Here is a 19,782-nt window from a genome sequence, read left to right on the forward strand (position 1 = left end):
TGATTTGTTGATAAAGATGACTGCGTGGCGCAATTTCAGTAAATTGCGCCACGCTATTTTAGGTACTCTCGCTAAAAACACCTATTTTTGTCCGACTAATATTGAGAAACTGTTTTGTTTTTCTTTTTTCATGTTTCCTCAGAAGGAAGCTGAAATAAAATCAAAACAGTTTCTCAATGAGAGCAGCAGAATTAGGAAACCTTGATATTAAGAAAAATAGATGAAGCGGATATTGATAACTTTATATGTGCTTGCAAGTGTGGTATTGGCTGCCGTAGCACAAGCGCGTTTTACTTCGAATACAGAGATGCACGACTTCGGCCAGATAGAATGGAAGCATCCCGCGACTGTGCAATATACCATCACCAATACGGGTGACCGGCCTTTGGTGCTTACAGAAGTAGAGCCGGATTGCGCCTGCTCCGTGGTACAGTGGACAAAAACGCCCATTGCACCGGGAGCAAAAGGAATGGTGAATGTGACTTTCGATGCCGAAGCATTGGGACATTTCCAGAAATCCGTGGCCATTTACAGCAATGCGCAGCCCAATCTGGTCTATTTGAAATTCAATGGAGAGGTTGTTCGGGAAATCAAGGATTTCACCAAGACACATCCTTTTCTTATCGGTCAGATACGTATTGACAAGAACAGTCTCGACTTCCCAGATATTCAGCATGGTGAGCAGCAGGTGATTCATATCGGCGTGGTCAATCTTTCCGACCGTCCTTATGAACCGGTACTGATGCATCTGCCCCCTTATTTGCAGACTAAAGTAGAGCCCAATGTCTTGCAAAAGGGAGAAAGAGGAGTGATTACACTTAAATTGAATTCGGAAAGACTGACTGACCTCGGACTGACTCAAGCGTCGGTTTATCTTTCTCGCTTTTCCGGTGACAAGGTGGGCGATGAAAACGAGATTCCCGTTTCTGCCATTCTTCTGCCGGATTTCTCCGGAATGACGGAAGTGGAGAAGGCAAATGCTCCTGCCATCAGCCTTTCTGCCAAAGAGGTTGATATGAGTGCGATATTGGCCAAGAAGTCAAAAGCACATCAAGATATCACCATTACCAATACCGGGCGTTCTCCTTTACAGATAAACAAGCTTCAGGTATTCCACTCGGCAGTGGGAGTTAACCTCAAGAAGAGTGTATTGCAACCCGGCGAAAGCACCCGCCTGCGGGTAACGGTAATGAAAAAGAATATAGGTAAGAAGCGTCGTCATCTGCGCCTGCTGATGATTACCAATGACCCTATGCAGCCGAAAGTTGAAATCAATATAAAGTAATGTGCTAATGTGGGAAATGTGCTAATGGAGATAGTCGCAATTATCCTAAAAGCCTATTAACGCATTTATCACATTGGCACATGGCCTGCATTAGCATATTAGCACATTAACCATATTAGCGCATTAAATTATGGAACATCCCGAAAATAATGAAGCATATAAAGGCTTGGTTGTCAATGCAGGCATTGAGCAGCCTTCATCGGTCAATCCTTACTTGAAGAACCGTCCCAGACGGAAGAAGCGTGAACTGTCCGTATCAGACTATGTGGAGGGTATAGTGAAAGGTGATGTTACGGTACTCAGCCAGGCTGTGACGCTGGTGGAGAGTGTGAAACCGGAGCACCAGGCTTTGGCGCAGGAGGTGATAGAGAAGTGTTTGCCCTATTCGGGCAGCTCTGTCCGTGTGGGTATCAGCGGTGTGCCCGGTGCTGGTAAGAGTACCTCTATTGATGTATTTGGCTTGCATGTACTGGAGGAACACGGTGGCAAATTGGCCGTTCTTGCCATTGACCCGAGCAGCGAACGCAGCAAAGGCAGTATTCTCGGTGATAAGACGCGTATGGAGAAACTCTCCGTCCATCCCAAGTCCTTTATACGTCCCAGTCCCTCTGCCGGTTCGCTGGGTGGTGTGGCACGCAAGACGCGTGAAACGATTGTGCTTTGTGAGGCTGCCGGTTTCGACAAGATATTTGTAGAGACGGTAGGGGTGGGGCAGAGCGAGACTGCCGTACATTCCATGGTAGACTTCTTCCTGCTGATACAGCTGGCGGGTACGGGTGATGAGTTGCAAGGCATCAAGCGAGGCATCATGGAAATGGCCGATGCTATTGTCATTAATAAGGCTGATGGCGACAATCTGGAGCGGGCCAGGCTGGCAGCAACGCAGTTCCGTAACGCACTGCACCTCTTCCCGGCTCCGGAGAGCGGTTGGACTCCTCAAGTGCTGACTTATTCCGGGTTCTATAATCTTGGTGTAAAAGAAGTGTGGGATATGGTCTACAAATACATTGACTTTGTGAAAGAGAACGGCTACTTTGAATACCGCCGCAACGAACAAAGCAAATACTGGATGTATGAGACTATCAACGAACAGCTGCGCGACAGCTTCTATCATAATCCGCAGATTGAAGCGATGCTGACTGGCGAGGAAACCCAAGTGCTGCAAGGCAACTTGACTTCTTTTGTAGCTGCCAAGAACTTGCTGGACACTTATTTTGCAGAACTGAAGAAATAAGGGCATTATCCCTTTCCCTATATCGATGACTAAGGAAAACAACATGGAAGTGGCGCGGCGGTTTACCCACCGCCTTCATGAACTCCCTTCCGAGGAGCTGGAGCTCATTGCCGGTTTGTTTGTACGCCGTGAGGTGCACAAAGGAGAGCTGTTGATTAGTGAGAAAGATATAGCCAGGGATATTGTTTTCGTAGAGAAAGGACTGCTTCGCCAGTTCTATTTCAAAGAAGGCCGGGACATTACCGAGAACTTTGCCTGCGACGGTGACGGCGCTATGTGCATCGTCAGCCTTTTCACCGGACGCCGTAATTGCCTTCAGCTGGAATCTCTGGAGGAAGGCGTCATCTGGAGCATTTCGTATGCAGGGCTGGTCGAACTCTCTGAGCGCTATCTGCATATAGCCCGTCTGCTTCGTCATTTGCTGGAGGGGTCTTTAATGCTTTCCCAATATAAAGCTGACTCTTGGCGTTTCGAAACCTCACGTGAGCGGTATGCGCGTTTCGTCAGGGACTATCCGGAGATAGCCCGGCGTGCCTCAGTCAACCACATGGCATCTTATCTGTTAATGACTCCCGAGTCTCTGAGCCGGGTGCGTGCCGGAACACTGTGAGTCATCATGGTGGAGCGTAGTCAGGGAAAGTCCGAAGATTGAGGCGATACTGGTTGATAAAGAAAGCCAGGTGCTGCAAGGCAACCTGACTTCCTTTGTGTCTCCAAGAATCTGCTGGATATCTGTTTCGCGGAATTGCGAAAGGGATAAAAACAAGAAGAAGGGAGTGGATTAGAACTCATAGTGGAATCCCAAAGACAAATCTTCACTGCTCAATAGCAATCCTTGTCCGTCGGCACCGGATATATAGTCATCCCGATATCCTAAGAATCCCACCTTGCCGACTAGGCTGAAGTGTTCGTTCAGCTTTAGGGCAATGCCGGGTTTGAAACCTACTTCAATGCCGTCTATCGTCTTTGTCACATCACTGTTTACGGTCGAGAATCCAAAGCCGCCGTCAATGAACAAGCGTACCATCTTGTTTTCGTAGAAAGAAAAACGTGCGTAGGGTGCGATGGCAAATCCGGTAGTCTTTATTTTGGTTTCGTCGCTGGCGGTTATGTGAGAGAAACCGAGTGCCACACCTATTGCCCACTTGGAGTTGAGGTTGTAACCTATTTCGGGAGAAATGGTGAATGTTGTGGTTTCAATTCCGCCATCATCTCCGTTGTCATACCAGAAGCCAAGGCTTCCTCCTGCATAAACTTGTGCTTTTACCGCCATTGCAGCGAGCATCATAAATAAAAACAAGGTAATCTTTTTCATTTTCCTTTTGTTTTAAGTGAATAATATAAATCTGTTTGTTAAGTACTTAACATATCTCATCATTATGGTTCTTTCCCTTCTTTCTCGAAATCCTTGCGCGACTTGCTTTGTGTCACGATGTATACTCCCAGGAATACCAAGGCTATGGCTATCCCCTTTTCCGGATTGAACACCCCCAATCCTAGGACGATGGCAACGGTTGAGGCCACGATGGGTTGCATATAGTTGTACATGCTCACTACCGTGGGACGCAGCAACCTTTGTGCACTCATTATAAAGATATAGGCAAGGAAGCTTCCTCCCACAACCACATATCCCGCTTGCAGCAGGGCGGCTGTGGAGACATTGCTCCATTCTATGGCAGCAACGTCGTGGTAAGAGAACGGGATGTAGCACATGGAGGCATAGACAAACATCCACTTGTTCAGGGTGATGGGAGAGTATTTCTGCGACAGCCCCTTGAATACGGTCAGATAAATGGAGAAGCTGATTTGAGCGAGCAGGCAGAGAAGGTCTCCGATGAGGCTGCCATTGCCGGCACCGGTGGTCTGGCTGCTCATGATGAGTATAAATGCTCCCATGGCCCCCACGAAGATACCCAGTACTTTCTTGCCGGTGACCGGCTCTTTCAGATAGATTGCAGCCACTATCATGGTGACGATAGGCAGCATGGTTGTGACGATGGAGGCGTCTATGGGCGAAGTCATGGAGAGGCCGAAGATATAAACGCCCTGGTTGAATACCAAGGCGAAGAGTGCGGCGAAAAATATCTTCAGCATGTCCCGGTGGTCTACCTGCTCGCGTTTGCAGAACAAGGAGAGGAGCCAGAAGCAGGCGGCTGCGCCTACCATACGGAATGTGGTTACTGACAATGCGGAAAACTCCACCAGAGCCGACTTACCTATAGGTGCCATCAGGCCCCATAAGATATTTGCGGCAAGGGCGAACAGATGCCCTTGAATGTTCTTGTTCATACTCTTTTGTTCTTTGCGGGTGCAAAAGAACGACTATTTTCTGAAAAGAGAAAATTTTTCATGATATGATTTTTCTGGTTCATGGGCGTGGAAATAAGAGATTATCGTGTATATTTGCTTTTAGTTAAAGCAAGAAACCATGGAAGTACAAGCCAATTACATCAAGCGTATCGAAATACACGGATTGTGGCATCGGTACGATATTGCCTGGGACCTGCGTCCTGACGTCAATATTCTTTCCGGCATCAACGGAGTGGGGAAGACCACTATCCTGAACCGTTCGGTCAACTATCTGGAACAGACATCGGGTGAAGTGAAGAGTGACGAGAAGAACGGGGTACGCGTCTATTTCGACAATTCCGCCGCCACCTTTATTCCCTATGATGTAATCCGTAGCTACGACCGCCCCCTCATCATGGGCGACTTTACGGCACGCATGGCCGATGCCAACGTGAAGTCGGAACTGGACTGGCAGCTCTATCTGCTCCAGCGCCGTTATCTGGACTATCAGGTGAACATCGGCAACAAAATGATAGAATTGCTTAGCGGTGACGAAGAACAGCGCAGCCTGGCTCCTTCCCTTTCTCTTCCCAAGCGGAAATTCCAGGATATGATTGACGAGCTTTTCAGCTATACCCATAAGAAGATAGACCGTAAAAGCAATGACATCGTTTTCTATCAGAACGGTGAACGCCTGCTGCCCTACAAACTGTCTTCGGGCGAGAAGCAGATGCTGGTCATCCTGCTGACTGTGCTGGTGCGTGACGATGACCACTGCGTGCTGTTTATGGACGAGCCGGAAGCCTCCCTGCACATCGAATGGCAGCAGAAGCTCATCGGCATGATACGCAATCTGAATCCCAATGTGCAGCTTATCCTCACCACCCATTCGCCTGCCGTCATCATGGAGGGCTGGCTGGATGCCGTCACCGAAGTCAGCGAGATATCATCCTTAGTCCCTCATCCTTAATCCCTAATCCCTGCAAAAGTGTCTACTTCTTTAAAACATAACCTGACTTCCGCCTATCTGGATGCCGCCCGCAAGTTGTCTCCCAAGAGTGCACGCAGGCGCATAGTGGCCTATGTGGAGAGCTATGACGACATCGCTTTCTGGCGGACACTGTTGTCCGAGTTCGAGAATGAGGAACGCTATTTCCAGGTGATGCTTCCGTCTGCCACCTCTCTGACAAAGGGCAAGAAGATGGTGCTGATGAATACGTTGAACACATCGGAACTGGGGCGCAGCCTGATAGCGTGTGTAGACAGCGACTACGACTTCCTGCTTCAAGGTGCCACCAAAGTATCGCATAAGATAAACAAGAGTCCCTATATCTTCCAGACGTACGGTTATGCCATCGAGAACTTTCACTGCTTTGCCGACAGCCTGCATGAGGTCTGTGTGCAGGCAACGCTGAACGACCGGCATATTCTGGACTTTTCCGCTTTCCTGAAGCGTTATTCGCAGATTGCCTATCCGTTGTTTCTGTGGAATATCTGGTTCTATCGCCGGCACGACACGCATACCTTCCCGATGTACGACTTCAACGTCTGCGTGCGCCTGCAGGAGATAAACCTGCGCCATCCTTACCGCAGTCTGGAGGAGATGCAAAAGACGGTATCGGCGAAGCTGTCCGAACTGCAAACCCGTTTTCCGCATCATATCGACCGGGTGGAGCAACTGGGGACGGAACTGGAACGTCTGGGACTGACTCCGGACAATACCTATCTCTATATCCAGGGGCATCATATCATGGACTATGTGGTGCTGAAACTCCTCATCCCGGTATGTACCGTCTTGCGTCGCGAGCGCGAGCAGGAGATAAAGCGCCTGGCAGGGCATGACGAACAGTTCCGCAACGAACTGGCGGGTTATGAGAACAGCCAGGTCAATGTGTCCGTGATGCTGAAAAAAAACAGCGGCTACAAGAACCTTTATCTTTATCAGTGGTTAAAGGAAGATATACGGGAGTTCCTAAGCCTCTCTCCCGACTCTGTAGGGAGAGAAGGAAGGGAGAACGGCATAAAGAGAGAATAGAATAATAGTTGATACACAATAAAAGTATCCCCCGTCCCCCATCCCTGCGGGGGAGGGGCCGGGGGGAGAGGCTACATTATGGAAATACTGAAGAAAATAGACGATATTTTGATTTCTTGGGGCATATCCCCTTCCAGTGCCGACATGCTCGACCCGTTCATTGCCTTTGCACTGGTACTTGCCATCGCTTTTCTGGCAGATGCCTTGTGCCGGAAGATTCTGTTGAGGGTAGTGGCGCAGTTGGTAAAGAAGACCAAGGCTACCTGGGACGACATCGTGTTCGACCGCAAAGTGATGGTGCACCTCAGCCGTATGGTGGCTCCCATCATCATCTATATATTTGTTCCGGTGGCATTTGCCGAGTCCACCTCCTCCACGATGGATTTCATCCGTCGCATCTGCCTTATTTACATTATCATAACATTCCTGAGCTTCGTCAACTCTTTCCTGAAAGCCGTTTACTGTGTGTACAGCGAGAGGGAGCAGTTCCGCGACCGCCCCCTGAAGGGGATGTTGCAGACCATGCAGGTCATTCTGTGGCTGGTGGGCGGCATTGTGGTTGTGGGCGAGCTGATAGACCGCGACCCGCTTTCGCTGCTTGTCGGACTGGGTGCTTCGGCTGCCATCCTGATGCTGGTGTTCAAGGATTCCATTATGGGCTTTGTCTCCGGTGTGCAGCTTTCGGCAAACGACATGCTGAAGGTGGGCGACTGGATTGCCATGCCCAAGTATGGTGCCGACGGCACGGTGATAGAAGTGACACTGAACACCGTGAAAGTGCGCAACTGGGACAATACCATCACCACCATCCCTCCTTACCTGCTTGTCAGCGACTCCTTCCAGAACTGGCGCGGCATGCTCGAGAGTGGCGGGCGGCGTGTGAAGCGCAGCATCAATATCGACATGACCAGTGTCCGCTTCTGCACACCGGAGATGCTGGCGAAATATCGCAAGATACAGCTGCTGAAAGATTATGTGGAACAGACGGAAGTAGTGATTGAAAAGTACAATGCGGAAAACGGCATTGATAATTCCATCCTTGTCAACGGACGCCGCCAGACCAATCTGGGTGTGTTTCGTGCCTATCTGACGGCTTATCTGAAAAGTCTTCCCGACGTAAACCAAGAGCTGACCTGCATGGTGCGCCAGCTACAGCCTACCGACCACGGCATTCCGATGGAGCTTTATTTCTTCTGTGCCCTGAAAGACTGGGTGCCATACGAGGGGGTGCAGGCCGATGTCTTCGACCATGTGCTGGCGATTATCCCCGAATTCGACTTGCAGGTGTTCCAGTTGCCCTCGGGCAGAGATTTCCGAAGGGCGTTCGGAGAAGTAGAGTAGGGGGAAAAAGACATTGGAAGCTTTATCTTCCATGCGGATAATTGTGCTTTTTTTTACAAATATCTTCAGAAAAACTTCGTTTGCGGAAGTTTTCCGTTTCGCTCATTGAAGGAACCTGATTCAGTCAGGGACTGAAAGCCTTTCACTCAGGGACTGAATGCCTTTCACTCCCTGACTCATTGTACCCCCTCCCGGAAGGTGTTCTGGAGGGGGTAGGAGGAAACTCCGTTGACGAGAGTCACAGATGGTAAAATATGCGGATAAAATCTGTTCCTTTAAACGAAAGGGGCGTGACATGAGGGTAGAACGAAGAACGGCTTTGACGGTTGTTGTAGAGATTCATTAGAAAGTCATGTCTCATTATCAGCCATTTGCGCCTCTCGCTTGTAGAGATTGATGCCATGTTCCTCTTGTATTTCTCTTCCCCTTGTAGAGATGACTGTTTTGCAAAAGCTTGTTTATTAGTGATTTATGAAAACAGGCTGTAGATGCCATTTTCTTGTTTTCCCTTCTTTTCCACCCTAACTTTGCGACATCGAATTTGAGAAAAGCAGAGGGCTGAATCGCTGAGGCCTCGCGGTGAAGACTTCTGCTTCTCGGGTGAGACAAGAGAAATCAACTATATATTATTAATCATTTAAAACATTATTATTATGGCATTTTACAAGAAATTCCAATCGAAGCTGAACGATTTGTGGTATCCGAAAGCAATTACCATCGGTACGCCTATTGCTACGGACAAGGTGGCGGACAAGCTCTCCTTGCTCTCTACCGTTACCCGCGGTGACACGTATGCCGTGCTGAAGAACCTGGGAGGCGTAATGGCCGACTATATGGCTATGGGACGTACCGTGAAGATTGAAGGGGTAGGTACTTTCTATTATACCACCGCCACGAACAAGAAAGGCGTAGCCACGTCTGCCGAAGTAAATTCCGCACAGATTAATGGCATACGGGTACGTTTTATTCCCGAAGTGAAACGCAGTAGCAGCAAGCAGATAACCACCCGCTCTATGGTGGATGTAGATGTGGACTGGACGGATATAGAGAAACTTGCCAATGGCGGCAATTCTTCCGGCGGCAATCCCGACGGCGGCAATGACGGTGACCAAGGCGAGAATCCGTTGGGATAATTATGCCTTGCGGCATCGCATTTCCCGGATAATTGGATAGAATGTCCTTGCATGACATTCCGGTAAAATGATACGCGAAGACTTATCGGGCACGTGTCAGAATATACACTCAACACGAATTACGCAGATTGACACAAGAAAAAGTTTCTGATTATCAGTACTTCTAAAGATTCTTCGTGTCAATCTGCGTGACATGTGGCGAGTGATGATGCCCTCCGGCTATAATCCGAATGAGAACTTGTCGATGGATTGATATACCGCACTTGCAATACTCAGTATCACGATACCCAGCGTACAGATGGCCAGGCTGGCACGTGTATAGTAGTCGCTGCGGAATGTCGCAATCGGTTCGTCGCTCTTGTTGATGTACATCGCCTTTACAATCCTCAGATAGTAATAAAGCGAGATGATTGTATTGGCAAGGGCAATAAATACCAGCAGATGGAAACCGCCTTCGAAGGCTGCCGCAAAGATGAAGAACTTCGAGAAGAAGCCCGCAAACGGCGGGATGCCTGCCAGAGAGAACAGGGCCAGCGTCATCAGGAACGTCACTTTCGGGTTGGTGACGTACAGACCGTTGTATTCCTCCAACGTGAACTTATGCGCCCGCAATGCCACGATGGTGATGACCGTAAACACGGCAAGATTGGCAAACATATATATCAGCACGTAGTACACCAGCGACGTCATACCTTGTGCGCTTCCGCTGATGACACCCAGCATGATGTAACCCGCCTGCGAAATACTGGAGAAAGCCATCAACCGCTTCAGGTTCTGCTGGCGCAGGGCGAAGAGGTTGGCCATTGTGATGGAAGCGATGATGACCCAGTACAGTACCTCCTGCCATTGCTCCACCATCGGAGCGAATACCTTGATGAGGATAGTCATCAGCACGAAGGCGGCAGAGCCTTTGGAGATGACACTCAGATAGGCTGTCACTGTGCTTGGAGCACCTTCGTAGACGTCTGCTGTCCAAAGATGGAAAGGCACCAGTGATATTTTGAATCCCATGCCGGAGAAAAAGAATACGAATGCCATGATTTGCAACGGGTCGCCGGTGAGGCGTGCCGGTATGTCGGCAAAGTAGAGGGTGCCTACCGTACCGTAAATCAAAGATAATCCGTACAGCAGCAATCCGCTGGAGAACAGTGCCGTGAGAATATACTTGGCACCGGCCTCGGCAGAGTGGTGGCGGTATTTGTCGAAGGCAACCAGTGCTGCCATTGGGATGCTTGCTGTCTCCAGTCCGATAAAGAATATCAGGAAGTGACCGGCGGAAATCATGAAGTACATGCCCAGCAAGGTGGAAAGTGTCAGAATGTAGAATTCACCTTGTTTGATGGCAGTGTCCGGAAGGCGCATCCATTCGTGGGCCATCAGGAATACAATCAGTGTACCTATACTGAGGATGGATTTCACGATGCTCTGTATCGGCTGGTTGTGATACATGCCGCCAAAGGCATCGGCCACAGGACCGGGAACGATGGTGATAAGTGTATGTATGGTCAGCAGAACAACTGGCAGCATTGTGTTCAGCAACGGTTTGCCGTCATTCTTGTGTGCATCCGGACTCATGAAGAGGTCGGCGACAAAAAGGATGACGATGACCAATATCAGCGAAAGCTCTTCTTTGAGCAGGAGGAATTGAGAATAATCCATGACTATGTATTTACTGTTTTACAATTTTCTGTTTACAATTTACAGTGCATTGACTATCGGCAATACGCTGTCTCCGATCATGCCGCTAATCCACCATGGTGCCATACCGAGAGCGGCAACGCATGCAATGAGGATAATGACCGCTGTACGTTCATCCCAGGTAGCGTCGCTCAGGGTGAGGTGATGTTTGTTGGTGCAGGTTCCGTAGAGAATCTTTCCTATCAGTCGCAGGATATAGACTGCCGTAATCACGATGGAACTGCATGCAATGACTGTCCACACACGGTGGAACGTATCGGGATGCTGGAACGAACCGGTGAAGATGGTCATTTCGGCAATGAAACCGCTGAGCCCGGGTAATCCCAGATTGGCAAGACCGGCAATTACATAGCAGACGGCCAGGAAAGGCATAATCTTCATCAGACCCGAGAGCTCGCGGACGTCACGCGTATGGGTACGTCCGTATATCATACCGATAAGGGCGAAGAACAAGGCTGTCATCAGTCCGTGAGAGAGCATCTGCAGAATGGCGCCCGTGCAAGCCGTCCGGTTCATCATCAGGATGGCGAACAACACCAGGCCGCAATGGCTGACGGAAGAGTAGGCATTGATATACTTCAGGTCGGTTTGCACACAAGCGGAGAATGCACCGTATACCACGGAGATTCCGGTAAGAATGAGGAATATCCATCCCAGTTCCTGCGCAGCTTCGGGCATCAGATATATGGCTATGCGGAAACATCCGTAACCTCCCAACTTCATCAATACACCGGCATGGAGCATGGAAACGGCAGTCGGTGCGGAGGCGTGACCGTCGGGGCTCCATGTGTGGAACGGGAACAGAGCGCCCAGCACACCGAAACCCAGGAAGGTGAGAGGGAACCAGATACGTTGCTGTTCGATGGGGATATTGTGCATCTGTGCTATTTCCAATAGATTCATGGAGGTGGCTCCGGCACCGTAGTAGATACCCAGAATACCGATAAGCAGGAAGGCGGAGCCGCCCATCAACATCAGAGTCAGCTTCATGGCAGAGTACTCCTTGCGCCCCGACCCCCATACGCCGATAAGCAGATACATGGGAATGAGGGCAACCTCGTAGAACATGAACATGGTGAACAAGTCTATCGAGATGAAGAATCCGAACACACCGATGGAAAGGAAGGTGAACCAAAGGAAATATTCTTTAGTCAGCGGTTGCAGCCTCCAGGAGGCGAATGTTCCGGTGAAGACAATGATGGCCGAAAGTAGCAGCATGGCTACCGAAATACCGTCTACACCTACCGAATAGTGGATGTTGAGTGCTGGATACCAGACCATGTCGGCACGGAACAGCATCTCGTCCGTGGCACCGGCGTGGCGTGCATGGAGGTACATCACGGTCAATGCTGTAGAAAGAACCAGCAGAGCCGATGCACCGGTCACCATCACCGCACGTATTTGTGCGATGTTGCGGCTGAGCCAAAGACCCAGCAACATCAGCAAGGGGATGAGAACAAATAATGATAAAAAGTTCATCTTTATATTTACGATTTAACGATTTGCGATTTACGATTGAAAAATCTCGGGTTATAGCAATAGCAACAGTATCAGTGCCAGCGTGCCCAGCAAGAATACAAATGTATATTGCTGGATGCGTCCGCTCTGCAGACCGCGTATCTCGTCACTGATAGCCTCGGCACTCCAGGCAAGGAAGTTGAAGAAGCCGTCCACCACATGGCGGTCCCACCAGGCGATGGGGCGGCAAATGCAGCCGAAGATGATGCGGTGGGTGACGAACTGGTAGGCTTCGTCCAGATAGAAGCGGTGGTAAGCAGCCGTCCACAAGCCTTTGAAACGGCGTGCCAGCGCATTGGCAACGGGCTGCCGGCTACCTGCATAGATGTAGGTGGCGATGGCGATGGAAATCACTGCTGCGACAATACTCGTACCTGCCACACTCCAATCCCGATGGATGCTATATGTCGTGCCGTTGGCAGAGATGAAGTGGCCGAAAGGAATGAAACCGGCGACTATCGTAACTACAGCCAAGAGCATCAGGGGCAGGGTCATCGCCAGCGGACTCTCGTGGGGGTGAGGCACGTGGCTGTCGCTTACATCGCTTGCCGACTGTTGCCCGGGCGCTAAGCCTCCGCTTGCCGACTTTTGTCCCGGCTCCGAGCCGGCCCAGAAGATACCGTAGTAGAGGCGGAACATATAGAATGCTGTCATACCTGCAATCACTGTCATAATCCATCCCATGGTGGAACTGAACTGGAAGCAGGCCGTCAGGATTTCATCTTTGGAGAAGAATCCTGAGAACGGTGGGATGCCTGAAATGGCGAGACATGCGATGAGGAATGTGATATGCGTGACGGGCATATACTTCCGCAGTCCGCCCATGGCAGACATCTCGTTACTGTGTACGGCATGGATGATGCTGCCCGCTCCGAGGAACAGCAATGCCTTGAACATGGCGTGTGTGAACAGGTGGAACATGCTTGCCATGTAGCCCAGTCCCCCTTCGTGCGGGTCGGCTGATGTACATACACCCAGCGCCACCATCATGAAGCCGATTTGGGAGATGGTGGAGAATGCCAGTACACGCTTGATGTCGCTCTGCACACATGCCACACTGGCGGCATAGAATGCCGTGAAAGCTCCTACGTAAGCCACGATGTGCAGCACGCCGGGAGCATATTCTATGAACAACGGGAACATGCGTGCCACCAGATAGACGCCTGCAACTACCATTGTAGCGGCGTGAATCAGTGCACTGACCGGCGTAGGGCCTTCCATGGCATCGGGCAACCAAATGTGCAGCGGGAACATGGCACTCTTTCCGGCACCACCGATGAACATCAGTCCCAAGGCAAGCGGAATCATTGCCGCCCCCCCCTTTGCCAGCGCCATCTCACTGGGGCTGAAGGTGTATGTACCGGCATAATATCCATAGACAAGGATGCCTATAAGGAACCCCAGGTCGGCAAAACGGGTAACAATAAACGCTTTCTTCGAAGCGGCAATGGCTGTGGGCTTCGTATAGTAGAAGCCAATCAGCAGATAGGAGGATACGCCCACCAACTCCCAGAAAAGATACATCTGGAAGATGTTCGTTGCAACTACCAGTCCGAGCATGGACATGGTGAAGAGTGATAGGAAGGCGTAGTAGCGCTGGAAACCGCGTTCGCCCTTCATGTAGCCGAAAGAGTATATGTGTACCAGCAGCGAAACGGTGCTGATGACCACAAGCATCATGACCGAAATCGGGTCGAGCAGAATGCCCATGTCGATGCTGAGGCTTTCTGTGAAGGGCAGCCATTTGAAGTTATAGGGCGTCAGTGTCTCGTACGTACCGTCGGCAAGGCGGGGAGCGCTGAAGTACATTCCTGCGGTGAGATAGGAAAGCACTGCGACCACACCCAATGCCGCAGTTCCGATAAGTCCGGCAGTGCGGTGTGACATCCATTTACCTCCAAGCCCCAGAGCGAGGAAAGAGAGGAAAGGGAGTAGAAGGATTAATATTGTATATTCCATATATACTATGTTTATCAATTATTACTATTCAAGAAACATTGCTTGACGGCTTTTGCTCTTACCATTTCATCTTATCCAGTTTGTTCACCTGGATGCTGCGGATGTTACGGTAGATGTTGATCATGATGGCAATGGCCACAGCCGTTTCGGCTGCCGAGATGGCGATGGAGAATAAAGAGAAGAAATATCCTTCCAGGCCTCCGGGAAACAAGAAACGGTTGAACACCGCGAAATTGATGTCCGTGGCATTCAGTATCAGCTCGATGCTGATAAGTATCGCCAGTGTGTTGCGGCGGGTGAAGAATCCGTAGATGCCTGTGAAGAACATGATAGCCGAAACTATCAGATAATATTCCATGTGTATCATAATTCCTATCTTTTACGTGCTATTAATAATCCGCCTACGATACATGCCAACAATAGTATGCTGACAGCTTCGAAGGGAAGCAGATAACCATATTTGTCACCGCTCAGCATGTGGTGGCCGATGGTTTTGATGTTCACCTCCAAAGGTTCCACGTCGGTGGTGGCAATGAATTTATGCTTTAAAGTGATGAATACTACGATAATGGCACCGCCCACGGTGGCACCCAGTCCGGCAAGGAATCTGCTGCGCTTTAACTTTTCAATGATATCGCCTTCGCCACTGGTAAGTAGTATGGAGAAGACGTAAAGTACCACGATACCGCCTGCATAGACCATAATCTGCACGGAGCCGAGGAAGGTGTAACCCAGCAGGAAGTAGATGCCTGCCGTACCGAAAAGCACGAACAGCAGGTAGGTGGCTGAGCGCACCATGCGGTGAGTCGTTACCGTCAAAATGGAAAATACGGTGATAAAAGCCGCAAGGAAGTAGAATACTACTGTTTCAAGAGTTATTTCCATGTTGTTTAATTACAAATTACTATTTACGAATTACTTTGTTGTCTCTTCTTTGGGAGCGGTTGTTTTCTTTTTTTCTTCTACGTGGCTGCCCGGACGGTTCAGTGTGATGACCAGTTTCGTGCGGTCGAACACTGCATGCTCAAAGTTCTGGTCGAACGTGATGGCATCGTGAGGGCAGGCATTTACACAGAGTTGGCAGAACATGCACGAACCGAGGTCATACTCGTACTTTGCCAGTATCTTCTTTTTCTTGCCGTCTTCCGTTTCAACCATCTCTCCAGTCACCTTGATGGTATCGTTGGGGCAAGCCATCTGGCACAAGCCGCAAGCCACGCACCGATGCTCATTTTCGTCATTATGGCGCATGGTCAGCGTGCCACGGAAACGGTCGGAGAGTTTCAATGTCGCGCGGTTTTCCGGATATTGTTCGGTGGTCTTTTTACGGCAGAATACGATCATGGTGGTTTTCATGCCTGTCAGCAGAGAGGTGATGCCATGTATGAGTCTGCCGATATAAGAGTGATTGTCTTTCATTATTTTTATCTTTATTGAAATTGTCCGTAAGGAAATCTTGCTCCGGTGCTACACCGGTTAGAAATGCAACTTGAATACTACAATTAATACCATCAAAATCAAGTTCACCATGGAGATGGGTACCAGGTACTTCCACTCCAGATTCAGAATCTGGTCGATACGCAGGCGGGGGAAGGTCCACTTTATCCACATCAGCAGAAAGACGACAAAGAAGGCCTTTCCGAAGAACCATATGAATCCAGGGATGTAATCCATCATTGCGTTGAAGCCGTCCAGGCCTGCGATGTGGAGCGGCATCCAGCCTCCTAAAAAGATGGTGGCGGCCACGGAAGCTACGATAAACAGATTTAAATACTCTGCCAGATAGAAGAAGCCGAAGCCCATACCACTGTACTCCGTGTGGTATCCGGCTGTCAATTCACTCTCGGCTTCGGGCAGGTCGAAGGGACCACGGTTGGTTTCTGCATTTCCGGCAATGAGGTAGATGATGAAGGCTATCAATGCAGGGATATGTCCTTTGAAGATGAACCAGCTGTCAGCCTGTCCTTCTACGATTTCGGAGAACTGCATGGTTCCCATCAATACCACCATTGTCAGTATGCTCAATCCGCAGGACAATTCGTAACTGACAATCTGCGCACCGCTTCGCATGGAGCCAATCAGCGAGAATTTGTTGTTGGAGCTCCAGCCTGCCAGCAGGATACCCACTACGCCGATGCTCGACGTAGCCAGCAGGAAGAAGGCTCCTACATTGAAGTCCAATACCTCCAATCCCTTGTTGACGGGCAAGCAGGCAAATGTCAGGAAAGAAGCGATGATTACCATGAACGGTGCCAGGTTGTAGAGGAACCGGTCAGAGAATTTCAGGTCAATGATTTCCTTTGTCAACATCTTGATGACATCGCAAGGCACCTGGAGCAATCCCCATTTCCCTACGCGCATCGGACCGAGGCGGCATTGGAAAAAGGCGCATATCTTACGCTCCATGTAAATCAGGATGATGGCAAGCACGGCATACATCAAGATGATGCATACGCCAATCACCACGCACTCGAGGAATATCGCCAGACCTTCCGGCATCAGGGAAGTCAGCAACTGGTGTATCCAGTTGGTTACTATACTAAAGTCAAACATACTATCTATCAATATCTGGTACTACATAATCCAATGTTCCGCCAATGGCAATAAGGTCGGCGATTTTAGCTCCGCGGCAAATGGTGTTTACGGTCGATACCAATGGCAAGCCCGTACTGCGGAAATGCAGGCGGTAAGGCATCTTGTCGCCGTGGCTTTCGAGGAAGACGCCGAACTCACCGCGGCTGCCTTCCACGGCTGCATAATAAGTGCCTTCCGGTACTCGGATAATTGGTTTCATCTTTTCCTGATAGGCTCCTTCCGGGATGTTGTCTATCAGTTGCTCGATAATCTTCAAGCTTTCCAGAATCTCATCCATACGGATAAGGTAGCGTGCCCATGAATCGCCTTCGGTGCGGACGATTTCTTTGAAGTCCACCTTGTCATATACGGCATACGGCATCCGCTTGCGCACGTCGCACGCCCATCCGCTGGCACGCCCCGTACCTCCGGTGGCTCCGAAGGCAATGGCGTCTTCCCGTGAGAGTATGCCTACGCCTTTCAGACGTTGCCGGGCAATGATGTTTCCGGTGAATACATCGTGATATTCGTGCAAGATACCGCGAAGGTAGGGGATGAATTCTTTCACCTTCTTCACGAAGCCGGGAGCGATGTCCGCCTGCACACCCCCGATGGTGTTATAGTTCATGATGAGGCGTCCGCCGCAAGTCTCCTCAAAGATGTCGAGTATCTTTTCGCGGTCGCGGAAACCGTAGAAGAAGGCGGTCAATGCCCCCAGGTCCATGGCAAGGCAAGAATAGAACAGCAAGTGGGAGTCTATTCGTTGCAATTCGTCCATGATGGTACGTATGTACTGTACGCGCTCGCTTACTTCCACGCCCATTGCCTTTTCGATGCACATGCACAAGGCATGGCGGTTCTGATGTGCGCCCAGATAGTCCAGACGGTCGGTCAAGGCCAAGGTTTGCGGATAAGTCAGGCTTTCGCACATCTTCTCGATACCCCGGTGGATGTAGCCGCAGTTGGCATCAATCTTGCTTATGTTTTCACCCTCCAATGACACGCGGAAACGCATGACACCGTGTGTGGCAGGGTGTTGGGGACCGATGTTCACAACATATTCTTCATCACCGAATAGTTGTAGCTCTTTATTTTTAACGCTACCGTCCGGGTTCAGTTTCAACTCCGTGGTGGTATCAATAGTTTCTTCGTTGTCCATGCGCAACGGGTTGTCCTTCTCCGGATCGTTGTCTTTGCGCATGGGATAGCCTACCCAGTCATTGCGCAAATAGAGGCGGCGCATATCCGGATGGCCGATGAAGACGATGCCGTAGAAATCGTAAACTTCGCGTTCATTAAAATCCGCAGCTTTCCAAATGTCGCTGACAGAAGGAAGTTCGGGGCATTCCCGGTTCAGAGTGGCGGTGCGTATTGCTACCCGTTTGCCGGTAACAGTAGACTCCAGCAGGTAGACCACGCCAAGTCCACGGGGAGTGTCCGGTGCATCTTTTTCATCGGGCATTCCCCAGTCCATACCGCTGAGGCATTCCAGAAAGTCCATCTGTTCCTCTTTTCGCAGACGCAGCATTTCGTCGTGCAGGGCTGAGGGTTCTATGTATTTTATTTCCATAATTATAAAAAAAGGTGGTAACGTTGTAAGGTGATAATGTTGTCACATTACAACTCTATCACATTAGTATTTCCTCTTCCGGCTTTTCTTCTTTTCTGTTTACTCCACCGAAGTATTTCTCGATTTTCACTTTACGTTGCAATTGCATCATGCCATAGTAGAATGCCTCCGGACGGGGAGGGCAACCGGGAATGTAGACATCTACAGGCAGAATCTTGTCCACACCGTTCACCACATGATAGGATTTCTTGAACGGGCCTCCACTGACGGCACAGCCGCCTACGGCTATTACATATTTGGGGTCGGCCATCTGGTCGTAAAGACGTTTCAGAACGGGAGCCATCTTATTGGTTATTGTTCCGCAAACCATAATCATGTCTGCCTGGCGCGGGCTGGCGCGGGCTACCTCGAACCCGAAGCGAGCCATGTCGTAGCGGGCTGCACCGAGAGCCATGAATTCGATACCGCAACAGCTGGTTGCAAATGTAAGAGGCCACAGCGAGTTGCTGCGTCCCCAGTTGACGAAATCGTCCAGTACGCCAAGGGCGACATTGGCGCCTCCGGCATTAAGTTCCCGAACCAGTTTCTCCAACGTTTCGTTGTCTGTAAACTCTTCATAAGGGATAGATTTGATTTTCGGTTTCTTTGTTACTTCCATTCCAAAGCTCCTTTCCTCCAGGCATAAGCAAGGCCCAGAACCAATATAATCAGGAAAAATAAAATGCTGAAAAGTCCTGCCACACCAAGCTCACGGGTGATGACTGCCCAAGGGAACAGAAATACCGTTTCCACTTCGAACATCAGGAACAAGATGGCAAATAGATAGTAACCTACCCGGAATTGCATCCACGATTTACCGCGGGTAGGGATACCACACTCGTACGGCTCCATCTTCTGTGCATTGTACGAACGGGGTGCTATCGCATTGGAGAGCGCGATGACGATACCCACGAAAGCGATTGCCGTCAATAAGACGACCACTAACAAAGTAAAGTTCATAAACCTGATAAGATTTTAGATAAGTAGCTACTAAAAATTAATGTACATATGTTGGCACGGTTTTTGCATAATACCAAGGTAAGATACAGCTATGAGAATCACAGAAGTAAAACTTACCAAGAAACAACGTGTGGAGTTGGAGTACAT

19 protein-coding genes and 1 pseudogene are annotated in these 19,782 nt (G+C 49.8%); 8 read left to right on the plus strand and 12 right to left on the minus strand.

What is annotated here, in order from left to right; all coding sequences use genetic code 11:
* Positions 1-220: 220 nt before the first annotated feature.
* The 4 genes and pseudogenes from HU824_RS14960 to HU824_RS20065 form a co-directional block, all read left to right on the plus strand.
* A complete protein-coding gene (locus HU824_RS14960) occupies positions 221-1,285 on the plus strand; it encodes a DUF1573 domain-containing protein (protein ID WP_176469247.1) in 1,065 nt (354 codons plus the stop codon).
* 130 nt (positions 1,286-1,415) lie between these two features.
* Entirely contained in the window at positions 1,416-2,519 is a 1,104-nt protein-coding gene (gene meaB / locus HU824_RS14965; protein ID WP_176469248.1) for a methylmalonyl Co-A mutase-associated GTPase MeaB, read from the plus strand.
* Between the two features lie 25 nt (positions 2,520-2,544).
* On the plus strand, positions 2,545-3,129 hold the full coding sequence (locus HU824_RS14970) for a Crp/Fnr family transcriptional regulator (protein WP_136009865.1): 585 nt from the start codon (positions 2,545-2,547) through the stop codon (positions 3,127-3,129).
* A gap of 28 nt (positions 3,130-3,157) precedes the next feature.
* Positions 3,158-3,279, plus strand: a pseudogene (locus HU824_RS20065) (methylmalonyl Co-A mutase-associated GTPase MeaB); the annotation flags it as partial.
* A gap of 21 nt (positions 3,280-3,300) precedes the next feature.
* On the opposite strand, the gene HU824_RS14975 reads toward HU824_RS20065, so the two are convergent.
* Positions 3,301-3,834: an outer membrane beta-barrel protein gene (locus tag HU824_RS14975; protein ID WP_136009866.1), complete on the minus strand. Its 534-nt coding sequence runs from the start codon at positions 3,832-3,834 to the stop codon at positions 3,301-3,303.
* A gap of 62 nt (positions 3,835-3,896) precedes the next feature.
* Positions 3,897-4,808, minus strand: a complete 912-nt coding sequence (locus HU824_RS14980; RefSeq protein WP_176469249.1) for a DMT family transporter — start codon at positions 4,806-4,808, stop codon at positions 3,897-3,899.
* A gap of 139 nt (positions 4,809-4,947) precedes the next feature.
* Between HU824_RS14980 and HU824_RS14985 the strand changes: the two genes are divergently transcribed.
* The 4 genes from HU824_RS14985 (at position 4,948) to HU824_RS15005 (ending at position 9,317) form a co-directional block, all read left to right on the plus strand.
* Positions 4,948-5,778: an AAA family ATPase gene (locus HU824_RS14985; protein ID WP_136009868.1), complete on the plus strand. Its 831-nt coding sequence runs from the start codon at positions 4,948-4,950 to the stop codon at positions 5,776-5,778.
* A gap of 18 nt (positions 5,779-5,796) precedes the next feature.
* Positions 5,797-6,843 carry a DUF4435 domain-containing protein gene (locus HU824_RS14990; protein WP_176469250.1) on the plus strand — a complete coding sequence of 349 codons (1,047 nt, stop codon included), beginning with the start codon at positions 5,797-5,799 and terminating at the stop codon, positions 6,841-6,843.
* 78 nt (positions 6,844-6,921) lie between these two features.
* A complete protein-coding gene (locus HU824_RS14995) occupies positions 6,922-8,184 on the plus strand; it encodes a mechanosensitive ion channel family protein (RefSeq protein WP_176469251.1) in 1,263 nt (420 codons plus the stop codon).
* 653 nt (positions 8,185-8,837) lie between these two features.
* On the plus strand, positions 8,838-9,317 hold the full coding sequence (locus HU824_RS15005; RefSeq protein WP_136009872.1) for an HU family DNA-binding protein: 480 nt from the start codon (positions 8,838-8,840) through the stop codon (positions 9,315-9,317).
* A gap of 219 nt (positions 9,318-9,536) precedes the next feature.
* Here the strand turns inward: HU824_RS15005 and HU824_RS15010 are convergent, their stop codons facing one another.
* From HU824_RS15010 to HU824_RS15055, 10 genes are read right to left on the minus strand one after another with little or no spacing between them, the layout of a single operon-like run.
* A complete protein-coding gene (locus HU824_RS15010) occupies positions 9,537-10,976 on the minus strand; it encodes an NADH-quinone oxidoreductase subunit N (protein ID WP_176469253.1) in 1,440 nt (479 codons plus the stop codon).
* Positions 10,977-11,015: 39 nt separating this feature from the next.
* A complete protein-coding gene (locus tag HU824_RS15015; RefSeq protein WP_176469254.1) occupies positions 11,016-12,494 on the minus strand; it encodes a NuoM family protein in 1,479 nt (492 codons plus the stop codon).
* Between the two features lie 51 nt (positions 12,495-12,545).
* Positions 12,546-14,492 carry an NADH-quinone oxidoreductase subunit L gene (nuoL, locus tag HU824_RS15020; protein WP_176469255.1) on the minus strand — a complete coding sequence of 649 codons (1,947 nt, stop codon included), beginning with the start codon at positions 14,490-14,492 and terminating at the stop codon, positions 12,546-12,548.
* A gap of 58 nt (positions 14,493-14,550) precedes the next feature.
* Positions 14,551-14,859, minus strand: a complete 309-nt coding sequence (nuoK, locus tag HU824_RS15025) for an NADH-quinone oxidoreductase subunit NuoK (protein WP_176469256.1) — start codon at positions 14,857-14,859, stop codon at positions 14,551-14,553.
* Positions 14,860-14,864: 5 nt separating this feature from the next.
* Positions 14,865-15,377 carry an NADH-quinone oxidoreductase subunit J gene (locus HU824_RS15030; protein WP_136009877.1) on the minus strand — a complete coding sequence of 171 codons (513 nt, stop codon included), beginning with the start codon at positions 15,375-15,377 and terminating at the stop codon, positions 14,865-14,867.
* 30 nt (positions 15,378-15,407) lie between these two features.
* Complete coding sequence (locus tag HU824_RS15035) at positions 15,408-15,911, minus strand: 4Fe-4S binding protein (protein WP_136009878.1); 504 nt, start codon at positions 15,909-15,911, stop codon at positions 15,408-15,410.
* Between the two features lie 57 nt (positions 15,912-15,968).
* Positions 15,969-17,045, minus strand: coding sequence for an NADH-quinone oxidoreductase subunit NuoH (gene nuoH, locus HU824_RS15040; RefSeq protein ID WP_136009879.1), 1,077 nt, complete (start codon positions 17,043-17,045; stop codon positions 15,969-15,971).
* 1 nt (position 17,046) lies between these two features.
* On the minus strand, positions 17,047-18,639 hold the full coding sequence (locus HU824_RS15045; protein WP_168354298.1) for an NADH-quinone oxidoreductase subunit D: 1,593 nt from the start codon (positions 18,637-18,639) through the stop codon (positions 17,047-17,049).
* A gap of 55 nt (positions 18,640-18,694) precedes the next feature.
* The gene (locus HU824_RS15050; RefSeq protein WP_136009881.1) at positions 18,695-19,294 is read right to left on the minus strand and encodes an NADH-quinone oxidoreductase subunit B; all 600 of its coding nucleotides are present in this window, start codon (positions 19,292-19,294) and stop codon (positions 18,695-18,697) included.
* Complete coding sequence (locus HU824_RS15055) at positions 19,285-19,635, minus strand: NADH-quinone oxidoreductase subunit A (protein ID WP_176469257.1); 351 nt, start codon at positions 19,633-19,635, stop codon at positions 19,285-19,287. Before HU824_RS15055 ends, HU824_RS15050 begins: the two co-directional genes overlap by 10 nt.
* Between the last annotated feature and the right edge of the window lie 147 nt (positions 19,636-19,782).

Origin of the sequence: Bacteroides sp. L10-4 (genome assembly GCF_013373675.1) — a bacterium.
GTDB lineage: Bacteria > Bacteroidota > Bacteroidia > Bacteroidales > Bacteroidaceae > Bacteroides > Bacteroides muris.